This window comes from Streptomyces sp. NPDC088194, assembly GCF_040702025.1.
In the GTDB taxonomy this organism is placed as follows: domain Bacteria; phylum Actinomycetota; class Actinomycetes; order Streptomycetales; family Streptomycetaceae; genus Actinacidiphila.
This window is the reverse complement of sequence record NZ_JBFBIV010000029.1, coordinates 40481-54394: the sequence shown is the minus strand read 5'-3', so window position 1 is coordinate 54394 and position 13914 is coordinate 40481. Positions and strand designations below refer to the sequence as shown.

At 72.9% G+C, this 13914-nt stretch carries 15 protein-coding genes; 6 read left to right on the top strand and 9 right to left on the bottom strand.

Annotated features, from left to right (window positions below):
- Nucleotides 1-34: 34 nt before the first annotated feature.
- Nucleotides 35-652 carry a TetR/AcrR family transcriptional regulator gene (locus tag AB0399_RS18230; protein ID WP_366411990.1) on the top strand — a complete coding sequence of 206 codons (618 nt, stop codon included), beginning with the start codon at nucleotides 35-37 and terminating at the stop codon, nucleotides 650-652.
- Nucleotides 653-966: 314 nt separating this feature from the next.
- Here the strand turns inward: AB0399_RS18230 and AB0399_RS18225 are convergent, their stop codons facing one another.
- Together AB0399_RS18225 and AB0399_RS18220 are read right to left on the bottom strand one after the other, a co-directional pair.
- Nucleotides 967-1542 (bottom strand): DUF6817 domain-containing protein, encoded by a 576-nt coding sequence (locus tag AB0399_RS18225; RefSeq protein ID WP_366411989.1) that lies wholly within the window; start codon nucleotides 1540-1542, stop codon nucleotides 967-969.
- Nucleotides 1542-2435: a 2-dehydropantoate 2-reductase gene (locus AB0399_RS18220; protein WP_366411988.1), complete on the bottom strand. Its 894-nt coding sequence runs from the start codon at nucleotides 2433-2435 to the stop codon at nucleotides 1542-1544. The genes AB0399_RS18225 and AB0399_RS18220 overlap by 1 nt, the downstream gene beginning before the upstream one ends.
- Nucleotides 2436-2664: 229 nt before the next feature.
- On the opposite strand from AB0399_RS18220, the gene AB0399_RS18215 reads away from it, so the two are divergent.
- Nucleotides 2665-3564: a LysR family transcriptional regulator gene (locus tag AB0399_RS18215; RefSeq protein WP_366411987.1), complete on the top strand. Its 900-nt coding sequence runs from the start codon at nucleotides 2665-2667 to the stop codon at nucleotides 3562-3564.
- Nucleotides 3565-3691: 127 nt separating this feature from the next.
- On the opposite strand, the gene AB0399_RS18210 is transcribed toward AB0399_RS18215, so the two are convergent.
- The 6 genes from AB0399_RS18210 to AB0399_RS18185 form a co-directional block, all read right to left on the bottom strand.
- Nucleotides 3692-4249, bottom strand: a complete 558-nt coding sequence (locus AB0399_RS18210; protein WP_366411986.1) for a helix-turn-helix transcriptional regulator — start codon at nucleotides 4247-4249, stop codon at nucleotides 3692-3694.
- Between the two features lie 3 nt (nucleotides 4250-4252).
- A complete protein-coding gene (locus AB0399_RS18205; protein ID WP_366411985.1) occupies nucleotides 4253-6463 on the bottom strand; it encodes a helix-turn-helix transcriptional regulator in 2211 nt (736 codons plus the stop codon).
- A 205-nt stretch (nucleotides 6464-6668) separates the two neighbouring features.
- Nucleotides 6669-7421 carry a GNAT family N-acetyltransferase gene (locus AB0399_RS18200; RefSeq protein ID WP_366411984.1) on the bottom strand — a complete coding sequence of 251 codons (753 nt, stop codon included), beginning with the start codon at nucleotides 7419-7421 and terminating at the stop codon, nucleotides 6669-6671.
- A gap of 243 nt (nucleotides 7422-7664) precedes the next feature.
- A complete protein-coding gene (locus tag AB0399_RS18195; RefSeq protein ID WP_366411983.1) occupies nucleotides 7665-8120 on the bottom strand; it encodes a cold shock domain-containing protein in 456 nt (151 codons plus the stop codon).
- Between the two features lie 199 nt (nucleotides 8121-8319).
- Nucleotides 8320-8571, bottom strand: coding sequence for a hypothetical protein (locus tag AB0399_RS18190; protein ID WP_329361313.1), 252 nt, complete (start codon nucleotides 8569-8571; stop codon nucleotides 8320-8322).
- 82 nt (nucleotides 8572-8653) lie between these two features.
- Nucleotides 8654-8869 carry a hypothetical protein gene (locus AB0399_RS18185; RefSeq protein ID WP_366411982.1) on the bottom strand — a complete coding sequence of 72 codons (216 nt, stop codon included), beginning with the start codon at nucleotides 8867-8869 and terminating at the stop codon, nucleotides 8654-8656.
- A 174-nt stretch (nucleotides 8870-9043) separates the two neighbouring features.
- On the opposite strand from AB0399_RS18185, the gene AB0399_RS18180 reads away from it, so the two are divergent.
- Together AB0399_RS18180 and AB0399_RS18175 are read left to right on the top strand one after the other, a co-directional pair.
- The gene (locus AB0399_RS18180; RefSeq protein ID WP_366411981.1) at nucleotides 9044-9802 is read left to right on the top strand and encodes an alpha/beta fold hydrolase; all 759 of its coding nucleotides are present in this window, start codon (nucleotides 9044-9046) and stop codon (nucleotides 9800-9802) included.
- Nucleotides 9803-9960: 158 nt separating this feature from the next.
- Complete coding sequence (locus AB0399_RS18175) at nucleotides 9961-10716, top strand: GntR family transcriptional regulator (protein WP_328473481.1); 756 nt, start codon at nucleotides 9961-9963, stop codon at nucleotides 10714-10716.
- A 117-nt stretch (nucleotides 10717-10833) separates the two neighbouring features.
- Here AB0399_RS18175 and AB0399_RS18170 read toward each other — a convergent pair whose 3' ends face one another.
- Nucleotides 10834-11778: a zinc-binding dehydrogenase gene (locus tag AB0399_RS18170; RefSeq protein ID WP_366411980.1), complete on the bottom strand. Its 945-nt coding sequence runs from the start codon at nucleotides 11776-11778 to the stop codon at nucleotides 10834-10836.
- Between the two features lie 257 nt (nucleotides 11779-12035).
- Between AB0399_RS18170 and AB0399_RS18165 the strand changes: the two genes are divergently transcribed.
- Together AB0399_RS18165 and AB0399_RS18160 are read left to right on the top strand one after the other, a co-directional pair.
- Entirely contained in the window at nucleotides 12036-13139 is a 1104-nt protein-coding gene (locus tag AB0399_RS18165) for a Gfo/Idh/MocA family oxidoreductase (RefSeq protein WP_366411979.1), read from the top strand.
- Between the two features lie 13 nt (nucleotides 13140-13152).
- Nucleotides 13153-13914, top strand: coding sequence for a ThuA domain-containing protein (locus AB0399_RS18160; protein ID WP_366411978.1), 762 nt, complete (start codon nucleotides 13153-13155; stop codon nucleotides 13912-13914).

The following is a 13914-nucleotide window of genomic DNA, read 5'->3' as shown; positions in this document are numbered from 1 at the left end:
TATGGCGTGGCCCGCCGTTTAGCAATGAGGGATCATGACCGGACAGCGCTCGGACGCCCGACGCAACTACCAGCGCATCCTCGCCGTCGCCGAGGCCGAGGTCGCCGCGCACGGCGCCGAGGCATCCCAGGAGCAGATCGCCCGCACCGCAGGCGTCGGTTCGGCGACCGTGCGCCGTCACTTCCCCACCCGCCGTGCCCTTCTCGAAGCGGTCTTCCAGGAGCGCATCGAGGGGCTGTGCGAGCGCGCCCAGCGGCTGAGTGCGACCGAGGACGGCCGGACCGCACTCCTGGAGTGGCTCCACTCCTTCGTCCTCTACGCCGTCTCGGCCCGCGGCTTCGCCCATATCCTCAGCTACGAGCCCCCCACCGAGAATCCCGCCCCGAGCAGCTGCGGCAGCAGAATCGAAGCGGCCGGAACTCCCCTGCTCCAGCGGGCCATTCGCGACAAGGCGGTCGCGCCGCACGTCACCTTCCACGACCTGCTGACCCTGTCCGTCGGCATCGCCCTGGCCACCGAGCACCACCAGGACCCCGATGCCCAGGCCGGCCGCCTCTTCCGCCTCGCCGTGGAAGGGCTCAGCCCTGAGCAGGGCACGGCCAAGGCACCCGGGAACGCCGGCTCATCCGGCGTCTCCGGTGACGACTCCTGAGCTTCGGCGCACCGACGCCGCGCTGTGCCGAATTCCACGGGTACCCCGCAGGCGGCCGGATGGGCCAGCACTTGTTCCTGCGGGGTCGCGGTGACCAGGCAGAGGTCGGCGCTGCCGGGGGTGGGTCGGGCGGCGTGGGGAAGGCGTTCGCGGCCTGCCCGGTGGAGGTTGATCCTGCTGCCGCCGAAGCTCGGCGCGCGGCGCCCCTCCCCGAAGGTGACGGGCCGTATGCCGAGGACCTGCTGGTAGAAGGTAGAAGGCGGTGGTCCGCTCGACGTCGGTGACGGTCAGCACCAGGTGGTCCAGGCCGCTGATCACGACCCCGGCTCGGGGGCGTACCGGGCCAGATGTTCGGCGCAGGCGTTCCACGCGGGCGCGGACAGCAGATCGCGTGAGCGGGCGAACAGGCGGTAGAGGGCCGGGCCGTGGCGTTCGGCCAGCCCGACGTGGTGGGCCAGCACGTCGAGTTCGTTGGCGGCCGTGATCTCCACGATGGCGCGCAGGTCCGCCTCGGCCGGAGTGTGTTCCCGGCCCGTGAAGCGGTCATGGAAGACCACCGGAAGTCCGGTGCCCAGGAGCGGATAGACGGCCGACCGGTCGCAGCTTGCGTACAGGTACACCAGGGCCTCCGCACGATCGCCGATCAGTTCGGCGAGCACCCCGCGCTCGGTGATGCCCAGGAGCGACCCGTCGAATCCGTCCGTTCCGTAGGTGGCGTGGCACAGCCCCGCGAGCTGGACGTCGGGGTCGGCGTCCCAGGCGGAGAGCAAGCCGGCGACGCGGTGCAGGTGGTCCAGGAGCGTTCCGCCCGGATGGGCTGTCCGGGCGGCGCCGCGGGCGGCCAGGAACTCCTCGGCCCGGGGCCGTCGTGCCGGGGCGGGCCGCCTCATCAGGCCACCCGCTGTGCGGACTGCGCCACCTCGGCGACCAGTCGGGCGGTGGCCGGGACCGCGATGCCGTGAGCGGCTCCGGCGCGCAGGACGGCACCGCCGATGGCGTCGAGTTCGAGCGGACGGCCGGCCTCGGCGTCGCGCTGCATCGAGGACCTCATCGTCGCGGGGACGCGGTCGAAGAAGGAGAGCAGCCCCTCGGCGCTCACCGGCGTGCCGGCGGCGAGGGCTACGGCCGCGATCTCGTCGAGGACGGTGAGCAGCTCGGGCCGGTGCCGATCACGGACGGCACCGACGTCGGACTGGTGGCGGGTGGTCAGCAGGGCGAACGGAGCGAGGAAGGCCAGCTTGTCCCAGAGCATCGCGCTCTCGTCCTCGCGTACGGTCACGCCCAGACCGGCCTGTCGCAGCAGCTCCACCAAGTCCTCCAGGGGGGCGGCGAGTTCAAGGTCGGCGAAAGGGCTGGTGTGGGCGATGCGGCCAGGCGCCGTGCGGGTGGCCTCGACCCGGATGGTGCCCGCGACGACCCGGGCAGAGGGGAAGCGCTCGCGCAGTACGGCGAGATGGTCGATGCCGTTGAGCAGCGGTACCACGGCCGCCGTGCCGAGCACCTCGGCCGGGATGCGGTCGAGCGCCTCGGCGAGCGCGGTCTGCTTGACCGTCACGAAGACGGCGTCTACCGGCTCGCGCAACTCGGTGTCGGACTCCACCGCCACGGTGAACTCCCCGTACCGGTTGCTGTCGACGCGCAGCCCGTCCTGGCGCAGCACGGCAACGGTCTGTTCCCCCGCCAGGCACACGACGCGGTGTCCGGCACGCGCGAGCAGCGCGCCGACCAGCCCGCCGACGCCGCCTGGGCCGAGAACCGCCACGGTCGTCCTGCTGGTGCTCATGTGTGCTCCTATCCGGGAAGTCAATGAGTCGAGAGGTGGGGCGGCGGGGGCCGGGAAGCCGGTCGGGCCGTGGTGGGTCGGCACCCGCCCGCATGCAGGACCGCGTCCGGAGCGCGGAAGAGACAGCGGGCGGGTTGCCGCCCTGGGCCCGGAACGATGATCAAACCTGCCGGGACCCAAGTCAATCCACGGGTTTGCTAGGGCATACCCAAGCAATAACTTGGGTCCCGTGACAATTGACGATCTCCGTGCCTTTGCCGCCGCCTGCCGAACCGGTTCGCTCAGCGGTGCCGCCCGTGACCTGGGCTGTACGCAGTCGGCCGTCAGCCAGCACGTGAAGCGACTCGAGCGGGAACTGGGACTCAGCCTGCTCGAACGCCACCCGCGCGGGATTGCGCCGACCTCGGCAGGGCGGCTGCTGCACACGGCGGTGACCGAGGGCCTGGGGCGCATCGACCAGGCAGTGCGCCGGATCGAGGAACTCGCCCGCGCAGAGGGCGGATCAGTACGGGTCACCACCGGCGCCACGACCGTTCGGCACTTCATGGCCGCCGCCGTGGTCGACTTCCGCCGGCGCTTCCCACGAGCCAGTCTCGAGTTCCAGACCGAGACCTCCAGCCGCGGCTGCTTCGACGCGCTCACCGTCGGCGCGGTGGACCTCGCCTGGATCACCCTGCGGCCGGCAGGCAGCGCCGTGGAGCAGCGCCCCGTCGTCCACCTGCCCTGGTCACTCGCCGTCGCGGCCGGCGACCCCCTCGCCGCCAAATCCCTCATCGAACCCGCTGACCTGCAAGACGCCCGGCTCATCGGCCTGCCGGAAAACTCGACCGCGCGTATCCAACTCGGCTCATGGCTCGCCGAATCGGGCATCCGGCCGATCTTCGACACCAGCGTCACCGACTGGGACACCGCGATCCTGCTGGCCGAACTCGGGCTCGGCCACGCGCTCGTCCCGACCCTGCCCGAGTGGACCGGCCCCGGCCACCCCGACCTGCGGCTGATCCCGATCCCCGCCCTCCCCGCGCTCACCGCGGGCTGGGCCGTCCGCCGCTGGGAGGCCCTCTCCCCCCTGGCCCGCGCCTTCGCCGACACCGTCGCCCGCCACTGCGCCCGCCAGGCCGGAAAGTGAAGCCGCAAACGGCAGATCAACCCTCCATGCACCCACAGCTCGCCGGTGACAGCAATCCCGCCCATATGACAACCATCGCGCTTCGGCTCACCACGCTCCCACGCCCGCGCCCTGACCGGACGGGGGCTCAGAAGTCCAGTTCGACGTAGTCGATGTCGGTGAACTCGACCTCCAGGTCGTGGGCGCGGCGGCCGCGGTCCTTGAAGTAGACCTCCTGGAGACCCTCGGCGGCGATCGCCTGGAGCTGCTGCTCGGTGGCGCCGGCGGACTGCGCGTCGAACAGGCGGGCCGCGTAGGCGGGGGGCAGGTGCTGGGTGAGGCGGCGCATCCGGCCGTCGTCGGTCGAGCCGGGGGCCGCGGTGAACCCGAACCGGGCACGGGTCTCGATCACGATGCCGCCCGACGTGGCGGCCCGTTTCCGCGCCCGCTGCCGCACGCGGGGCTGCCAGTCCTTGCGGACCTCCTGCTCCAGGCGCGCGGCGAGGTCCTTGCGCGGCCGGCGCAGCGTGCCCTTGACGTAGCGCTCCACCGTGCGCTGGGAGATCCCGAGCCGGGCGGCGACCGCGCGGGTGGAGCCCTTCTCCGTCCTGAGCAGGAACCGCATCCGCGCGCCCGCGCTCTTCGGCAGCGGGCGGGTCGCGGTGGCCGCGCTCGCCCGGTCCAGGCTGTCCTGGATGACGCCCACCGGCTACTCCCCCTCGTCCAGGACCGCGTCCCCGCCCTTGACGTGCCGGGCGGGGTTGTGCTGCTGCTCCAGCAACTCCACTGCCCAGTAAAGCGGTTGGGTGCCCTCGTGCTTGACCATCCCCGGGGACACCCCGAGCCGGAAGGTGCCCGGCGCGGGCTTGCCCGCAGGATCGTAAGGCAGCACGTCCAGGGGCGACGGCCCGGCCGACGGGTAGACGGCGCAGTCCGACAGCACCGCGATCGGCAGCACCGCGTCCGCGCCGAACACCACCGCCCCCGACGGCGGCGGGCCACCGCTCGTGGCCAGCGCGGTCCTGACGAGCTTGCGGTGCATGTTGACGCGGGCGGCGGAGATGACCGCGGCCCGGATGTCGGGCCGCCAGCTCGGGCGTTCCAGCGCCGGCCAGCGCTCGCCGGGCCGGTACTTCGCGCCCTGGGGGCGTTCGCGGAGCTTGCCGATGCCGCCCTTGACCGTCGACTTGATCGCGGACAGCACCGCCGCCATCCCCGGGTCGCCCGCCTTGTGGGTCGCCATCGCGGCGAGGAAGTCGCCGGGCGCCAGGTCGGCGGTCACCCCGAGGTCGGCCATCGTCGCCTTGTACGCCTCCGCCAGGTGCTTGTACCAGGGGTCGAGGTACGGGCCCGCCGCGCGCCGTAGCCACGCCTCGACGGGGTCGAGCCGCACCGGCAGCCGGTACGTGTCGATCAGCTCCTGCGCGTACGCCACCGTCGGGGTGGCGTACCAGGCAGGGCCCTCGGGGCGCCGGCCGTGCGGGGTGAACGGTGACGGCAGCCGCGGGTCCAGCTCGATCCCGGACAGGTCCACCAGCCAGCAGCCGGGCACCGTCTTGTCGAACCGCGGCGAGCGTACGTACTCGGGTCCGGACAGGCCCACGACCAGGCGGTTGGCGGCCGCGAGGAACGCGGTGTTCACGTCGATGCCGACCGCGAACTGCCGCGCGCACTCGGCGTCGGTGAGCAGTTCGGTGGCGCGGACCCAGTCGTACGCCTCCTCGTCGAGGACCTCGGCCGGGGTGCGCTCGTGGGTACGGGGGTGGAGCGCCGCGACGACCGGGTGTTCGTCCGGGGCCTCCGGCGGCGCCGGGTCCACCGCCACGGTCAGCGAGCCCGGTACCGGACCCGACACCCATGTGCCGGTCGCGTCGTCGCGGACCGCCCGCGTCGGCGGCCGCAGCGCCGCCATCAGTTCGAGGCCGGCGACCGCGGTGGACCCGCGCGGGGTCAGCACGCGGGCCGCGTACGCCGAGAGCGCCCGGGCGAGTTCCGCCGGCGGCAACTGGTCGGCCTCGCCCCAGGCACGCGCGTCGAGCGCGCCCCACGGCAGCACCGCGAACTGCACGCACTGCCGTTGTCCGCCCACGGCCGGCCGGTAGACGCGTGCCCACGGCCCGAAGCCGCGCTGGGTGAGCCGCCACTTCGCCTTGCCGATCTGCCGTACGACCTGGTGGTCCTCCGGCAGCCGCATCGAGCGCCGGTCCTCCAGCCGCTCGGGCAGGCCCAGTCGACCGGCCGCCTCGGTGGTGAGCACGACCAGCGGGTCGGAGTCCTTGCCCGAGTGGTGGAGTCGGGCCGCGCCGAGCCTGGCCTCCGCGAGGGTCCACTCGACCAGTTCGGGCAGCGTGCCCGCAGGGCACTGCAGCACCAGGCCGCCGGCGCAGTACAACTGGCCGTCGCCGTCCAGGACGCCGAGCGGGCCGTGCGCGAAGCGGGGGTCGGCGGCGGCCCGGGCCGGGGCTGCCGCGGGGGTGGTGGGTGGCCGCTTCGGCGCGGGGCGCCGCGCGGGCGCCGACCGCGCCATGGGAGTACGCGGCGCGGGGGCGGGGGCGGGGCCGGGTGGGGCGGGGGCCGGGGCTGGTGCCGGCGCGGGCGGTGGGGTGGGCGGCGGGGCCGCGACCTCCGCGCCTGCGGACGCCGCCGCGTCGCCCGATGGCGCGGGTGCGGGAAAACGAGCCGCGAGGCCCTCCAGCAGCCGGGCGTACGCGGCACGTTGCGGCGGCCGGGGCTCGCTCAGCCCGGCCTCCCAACGGCCCACCGCTTCACGCCGGGTGTCCACCGCCCCGGCGATCTGTGCCTGGCTCAGCCCGGCCGCCTCCCGCAGCCGCTTCCGCTCGGCGGGCGGCGGCAGATCGTCCGAGGGGACACGCTCCAGCAGCGCGTCGACCGCGCTGAACAGCTCGTTCTCCGTGGGCACAGGACTCACCTCCGCGCCCACCCTAGCCACACCGCACACCGGATCGCGTCCGAATCGCTCAGCGGCCGCCGAAGATCCACCCCCGAGCGAGCCAGGGCGCCCCCATGGGTCCGTGCGGCGGTGAAAAGGGGCGTGCCGTGGGTGGGGCGCTCGGCATCTCGACTCGCCGGCCCGCTCCGCCTGCCACGAACCCCAGGTCCAGCGCTCAGGCCGTTGCCTTGTCCGGCAGGCCGAAGAGCGGCAAGCAGGGCCGGAGACCGGCGACGGTGACAGAGACACGCTGGTGCGTCTCCCACCTGGCCCGGCTCAGCCGCAGGCGGCGCATCGTCACGCGGCGACCTCGAACCGCCAGCTGTTCAACGCCGTCGGGTTCGTATCCCAGCTTCCCGGACACGGCGAACGAGGAGGCGTTGTCCTCGAAAGCCCCCGACAGCGCGTCGGCAGCACCCAGCCCGACGAATGCCAGATGCAGCGCGGCGGCACGCATCTCGGTGCCGATTCCCTGCCGCTGATGGCGGATGCCCAGCCAGGAGGCGGTGCTGACCTGCCTCAGCGCGGCGAAGTCACGGGCGGCGATGGCCTGAAGGCCGACGACGCGGCCGTCTTTGAAGACGGAGAGGTTCAGATCCCAGTTGTCCCCGGTCCAGTTCCCCCGCCGCAGCCAGTGGTGCTGCACTACCGAACGCGCCCTCTCGGCAGGCGGCAGATCCGTCCAGGGCACGATGAACGGCATCCTGTCAGGCTCGTGGATGCCCCCGGCCGCCAGGTCGGCCAGTTCACCGAGCTCTTCCTCGGAGGGCAGCCGCAATTCCAGCCGGGGAGTGGTCAGACGCAGGCCCAGCAGGGGCCAGTGATCCATCAACATGGTCCAGTGTCCGCGCCCGCCAGGACCGACCGCATCCCGTTTTCCGCCTCGGTCGAGATCCGCCGCCGGGTGCCGGCCGGCCACCTGGTCCACCGGCGGAGCCGGGGCGCGAGCACCGCGCGCACGACCCTGGCCACGCTGCTCGCGCCGGGTCCGTCCCCGTCGCCGGGTCGGCCCCCGTCACCGGTTTCGGGTTCCAGCACGCGCTGGAGCTGCGCCGGCAGTCGGTGGGGCGACCGCCAGAGCGGGACGAACATGCCGGCCACCGGGTCGAGCGGTCGACGGAAAGTCAGCCGTTCGAGCGGCCGGTCGGCGGAAGGTCGGGCAGTCGTACGGTCAGCCCTCGACCCAGCCCTGCCGCTTGCCGAACCGCACCAGGCTCTCCCGCACCGCGACAATCTGACGTCCTGTCAACTCCGGTACGCAGCCCAGCAGAAGCTCGGTCAGCTCAGCGCCGTACTCGGTCGCGCCCAGCACGTCGCAGGTCTTCTCCTCGCCGTCCTCGCCGTCCTCGGCCGGCGAGGCGGTCACCTGCGCGGGCGACGTCCGCTGCCCCGGCACGAGTGCCCGCACCGGCGGGCTCCCCGCCTCCCGCGCGAGCCGCACCTCGGAAGCCTTCGGCCCGCGCTCGCCGTCCTCGACCTCGAACTCCACGGCGAGCCCCGAGTGCACGGACGACTCCGGAATCAGCAGGTCGTTCACATGCAGGAAGACGTCGTCGCCACCGCGGTCCGGGGCGATGAAGCCGTACCCGCGCGTCCCGTCGAACCGGATCACCCGACCGACAGCCATCCTCTGCCCCCCATGACCGAGATTCCACCGGTGTCCCGCCCGACACACTAGGCGAGTTCCCGACCGCACGTCCGCCACTTCACCGACGCGGCTCAACACGGCGGCGGGCAGCGGAAATCCGACGAGCGGGCCGCGGCCACCCCGGCCCCTCCGGTCATCCTGGTCACTCCGGTCACCTCGGTCGCTCCGATCCCTCCGGTCACTCCGGCTCGATGAGCCGATCCGCCTCCGCCCGGTAGCTCCTGAGGTCCTCCGGATCGAGGAAGGCGGTCAGGGCACCGCAGGACAGGCAGGCCCGGCCCCGGCGCGCCGTGTACTCCGGGCGCCGCCTGAGCACCCCGGGCCGCCGGAACCGCAAGGTGGGGTGGCGCTGGTCGCCGACCCTGTTGTCCGTCATCAACTCACCGAGCGGCCCCAGTTCCCCCGCCCCGCACACGCCGCATCGCAACATGCCACCGAGCGTACGTACGTCCGCACCCGCGCATGAGGCCGCCGGGTCCAGCTGGGGCTCCGGCCCACGCTCCGGCTCCGGCTCACGCGTGGCCGTGGACGTTGATGACGGCTCCGTCCGCTGCTCGGACGAAGAAGCACCGGATGCCCCAGGTTCCGGTGGTGAGGGGGTAGACCACGGTGAGACCACGCCGGAGCGCCGCGGCGTGCACGGCGTCGACGTCCTCGACCTCCACGGCCATCGCCGTACGCCAGGTACGCGGGTCCCAGGTCTCCGCCTCCGGTGGGACCACGGCCATCCGCGCCGTGGGGTTGCTGGGCGAGGCCGGCCGAGCCGGTGCTGCGCGCCGCGCGGGGAGATCCCGGCACGCGGCCGGGTCCGCCGCCGCGGCAATGTCCAGTCAACTGCCCAGTGTGCGACCGAGGACCGTCTTGTTATGTTCGGCGGAAGCCGAACTCGACGTTGGAGCAGCATGTCTTCCGTGGAAAGTCAATGGTGCCGCCGCTATGTCCCCGCACAGAACCCGACCGCGCGCCTCGTCTGCCTTCCGCACGCCGGCGGATCGGCGCCCTTCTTCCACCCGGTGGCGACGGCGCTCGGCCGCGAGGTGGACGTGGTCGCGGTGCAGTACCCGGGCCGCCAGGACCGCCGTACCGAGCCGCCGATCACCGACATGTCCGTGCTCGCCGACCGGATGGCCGAGATCCTGCGTGCGGACGACGGGCTCCCGCTGACCTTGTTCGGGCACAGCCTCGGCGCCGTCCTCGCCTTCGAGACCGCCCGCCGGCTGGAGGCCGAGGGCCGGCCGGTGGCGCGGATCGTCCTGTCCGGGCGCCGCGGGCCGTGCACGCACCGGGACGAGGCGCTGCACCTGCTCGACGACGCCGGGCTGATCGCCGAGCTGCACGCGACCAGCGGCACCCTGTCCGTCCTGCTCGACGACGAGGAGCTGATGCGGGCCGCGCTGCCGGCGCTGCGGGCCGACTACCAGGCCGTCGAGTGCTACACCTGCGATACGGCGGCGAGCGTCAACTGCCCCATCACGGTGCTCACCGGTGACCAGGACCCCAAGGTCACGCTCGACGAGGCGCGCCAGTGGGCGCGGCACACCACCGGCGGGTTCGAGTTCGAGGTGTACCCGGGCGGGCACTTCTTCCTGACCCGGCACATCGAGCCGATCCTCGGCCTGCTGCGCGGGCACCTCACCGGGACGTCCGCGACCTTGTCGTAGCCGCGGCGCGGGGCGGCGATCCGGACGGCGCCGACCGCCGAAGGGTGCCGGACCGGCTTCGCCACCCCGCGTGGTGGCTTCTGGCCAGAGAGTGGCCGGTGAAGCTAAGGTGATCCGCGCTTGTTCACCGGAGCAGATCACCATGGGGGCTTCACCGTATGACTGACTCGCCTGAGGTCTCCGGCGCCGTACTGCCCGGCTATCCCGAGCCGTTGTGGATTCAGGCGGTCAACGTGATCCGCGGCGAGATCGACCGCGGGGTGCTGCAACCCGGCGGCCGGCTGCCGCCCGAGCGCGAGCTGTGCCGCCAGTTGGGTATCAGCCGGGTGACGTTGCGCAAGGCGCTGGGCAGCCTGGTCGAGGCCGGTGTGCTGAACCCGTCGCACGGGCGCGGCTGGTACGTCGCCCGGAACGCGCAGAAGAAGGAGTGGCCCAACAGCCTGGAGTCGTTCAGCGAGACGGCGACCCGGATGGGCCTCACCCCGCACTCGAAGGTGCTGCGCGCCGAGACCAGTCCGGCCAGCATCGACGAGGCGGAGCAGTTGGGCATCGCCCCGGGCACTCCGCTGTTCCGGCTGGAGCGGGTGCGGTTCCTGGAGGGCGTGCCGATAGCGCTGGACCTGACCCGGCTGCGGCGGGCGCTGGTGCCGGACATCGAGGAGGTCGACTTCCAGGACCGGTCGCTGTACTCGACGCTGTCGGCGGCCGGGGTGGAGCCGGTGCGGGCGGACAGCACGATCGAGGCGACGAAGGCCGACGAGCGGGCGGCCGAGCACCTCGATCTGGCGCCCGGCGACCCGGTGCTCGTGATGCGGCAACTGGCGCTGAGCGCGCAGCAGGAGCCGCTGTTCGTCTCCACGATCCAGTACGCGGGCGACCGCTACCGGCTGCGCACGTCGTTCGCCCGGTCGTAACGGCGCCCGCCGCGCGCGCCTCGGCCACGAGGACGTGGCCGCGTACGTCGTGCGCGCGGTCGTCACACGTACGTCGTCCGCGCGGCCGCCGGCGCGGCCCGGCCACGGCCGCCCGGGTCAGAACAGCACGACGCCCTTGACGAAGTCGGGCCCGGCCTCCTCCATCATCCGGAACGCCTCGTCCACGTCGTCGAGCCCGAACCGGTGGGTGATCAGCGGTTCGTAGCTGAAGCGGCGCTCGGCGACCAGGTCGAGGGCCTGGCGCATCGCGGCGAGCAGGCGGGTGCGGTCGGGGCAGAAGCCGTTGACGACGGTGACGGCCTTGTACCAGAGGTCCATGTCCATCTTCGCGTCGCCGGTGTGGTGGTAGCCGACGACGCACAGGGTGCCGAACGGGCGGACCAGGCTGCCCGCGGTCTTCAGCCCGCCGGTGGCCCCGGTCGCCTCCAGGACGATGTCCGGCCGCGCGTCGGTGGCACGGCTGGTATCGGTGCGGTATTCCGCCGGCAGTTCGTCGGGGGCGAAGACCAGGTCGGCGCCGAGGGCGAGCGCGCGCCGGCGGCGGGCCGGGTCGGGGTCCACGCCGACGAGCAGGCCGGGGGCGTGCCGTTTGGCGAGCTGGACGAGGCCGAGCCCCATGAAGCCGAGGCCGACCACGGCGACGCGCGCGCCGGGGGCGATCGGGGTGCGGGACAGGGCCTCTTCGAGGGTCGCGACGGGTTCGCCGATGGCGTGCGCCGGTTCGATGCCCGCCGGCACCGGCAGGACCGCGTTCGCGTCCAGCACCGCGCGGGTCGCGAATCCGTCGCCGCCCAGCCCGGTCACCAGGTCGCCGGGCTGCCAGCGGGCGGCGTCGCGTCCCGTGGCGACGACCCTGCCGACCATCTCGTGGCCGAGCCGCACCGGCGGCGCGGCCGGGTCGTGGGTGAGCCACGGTCCGATGTCCGAGGTGCACACTCCGCAGGCCAGTACGTCCACCAGCACCTGACCGTCGCCGGGGGCCGGGTCGTCGGCGGTGACGACCTCGGAGGTGCGGGGGCCGATCAGTTGACTGAACTTCATACGAGTCTCCTGTCTGAGTGGTGCGGGTCAGTGTAGCCATCTGGTTCTAAGTGGTAAGCCCCCATGCAAGGCGATCATGGCCGAATCCACCATCCCACTTGTCCGGTTTTTCGACCAAACATCATGATTATGGGTCGAGTTTCCGCCGCGTTACCTGCTGTTCGACCCCTAGACAGGGCCGCTCTTCGGAATAAGATGTCGCCAAGTGGTATGCGTTTGGCACACCATCACTAGCGTCCGGAGAAGGTGAGGTATGCATGGACGACTCCATGCGGGTCTCCAGTGCGGACCTGTCGGCGGTTGTCGTCGGGGCCGGCTCGCAGGGCAGGGTGCACGCCCTCGGCTATCTCGCCACCCCCGGGGTGGCGCTGACCGGTCTCGCCGACGTGGACACCGCGTCCGCCGAGGCGCTGGCCGCAGAACTCGAAGTGCCCGCCGTCCACCGCGACTTCCGCGAGCTGCTCGCGGCCACCCGGCCGGACCTGGTCAGCGTCTGCACGCCGCCGGCGCTCCACCTCGACGTGGTGCGGGCGGCGATCGCGGCGGGCGCCCGGGCGATCCACTGCGAGAAGCCCATGGCGCTCAGCTACGGCGACGCCGTCGCCATGGTGACCGCCGCCGCCGACGCCGGGGTGCAGCTCACCTTCAACCTCCAGCGGCGCTTCGAGGCGGTGCAGCGGCAGGCCCGGGAGTGGATCGCGCAGGGCGAGATCGGCGACGTGGTGACCGTCGAGGGGTACTGCCCCAACCTCTTCGACTGGGGCACCCACATCCTCGACCTCATCCTCTTCCACCGGCAGGACGCCGCCCCGGAGTGGGTGCTGGGCCAGATCGACGTCTCGGTGAACCGCTACGTGTACGGCGTCTTCACCGAGACCGCCTCACTGACCCAGGTGGGCTGGGCGGACGGGGTACGGGCGGTGGTCTCCACCGGCCGCGAACCGCACACCTCCGCGCTCAACCTGGAGAACGGCCTCGGACTGATCGTCCAGGGCACCCGGGGGCGGGCCGACATCCGCGGCGCCCGCACCCTGCTGCGGCGCTTCGGCAAGGACGACCTGCTGCGCGAGTCGCCGTTCGACACCGACTCCCGTACCTGGGACCGCGGTGTGGACCCCGCGATCGTGGCCGGCACCGCCGACGCGATCCGCGACCTGGTCGCCTCGCTGCGGACCGGCAGCCGGCCGGCGCTGCACGCCGAACACGCGCTGCGCGGCGCCGAGTTGATCTTCGCCACCTATGAGAGCAGCAGGTCCAGGCGGCGCGTGGTGCTGCCGCTGGACCGGATGGACAACGCCCTGACCAGCGGGCGCGCAGAGGGCTTCTGGAGCCCTACCGGTGAATTGCGCTCCACCTACTGAATCGAGCCTGCGCATGCAGATATCCCAGCCCCGCCATGTCCGGGCCGGCCACCCCGCGAGGCCCGCCGCCCGGGCCGCCGGGCACCGCGCCCGTGCCGCGGCCCCGGCCGGCCGCCCCGCAGGGCCGTCCGCCCTCGCCGTGATCAGCGGCGACGACGTGTACGAGGACCTGTTCACCGCGGCCTCCGTGCTGCAAAGCACGCTGACCGAGGAGGGCTTCGCGACCCGCACCGGGCTCGGCACCGCCCCGCTGGACGGCGCGGCCGACGCGGACGTGATCGTCCTGTACACCGCGCTGGGCCGTTTCACCACCGGGCAGCGCCAGGCGCTGGCGCGGGCGGTGCACGGCGGCTGCGGCCTGGTCGCGCTGCACTCCACCACGGTCCTCGCCTCGCCGCCGGACCGGCTGGACGCGGGCGACCGGCTGCTCGCCGAGCTGATCGGCGGCCGCTACCTCTCGCACGGGCCGCTGCCGCACGAGAGCCGGTTCGAGGTGCGGCTCGACCCGGACCACGAACTGACCGCGGGCATACCGCCGTTCGAGGTGACCCACGAGCACTACGAACTGGCGACGGCGGACGACGCTCAGGTGGTCGCCTGGCGGGAGACCGCCACCGGCACCGAACCCCTGCTGCACACCCGGCAGTACGGCCAGGGCCGGGTCTGCTACCTCCAACTCGGCCACGACATGCGGATCTGGGGCGAGCCCGCGATGCGCGAGCTGGTGCGGCGCGCCGCCCGCTGGGCCTGTCGACCCGATCGTGAAGGCGAGTGA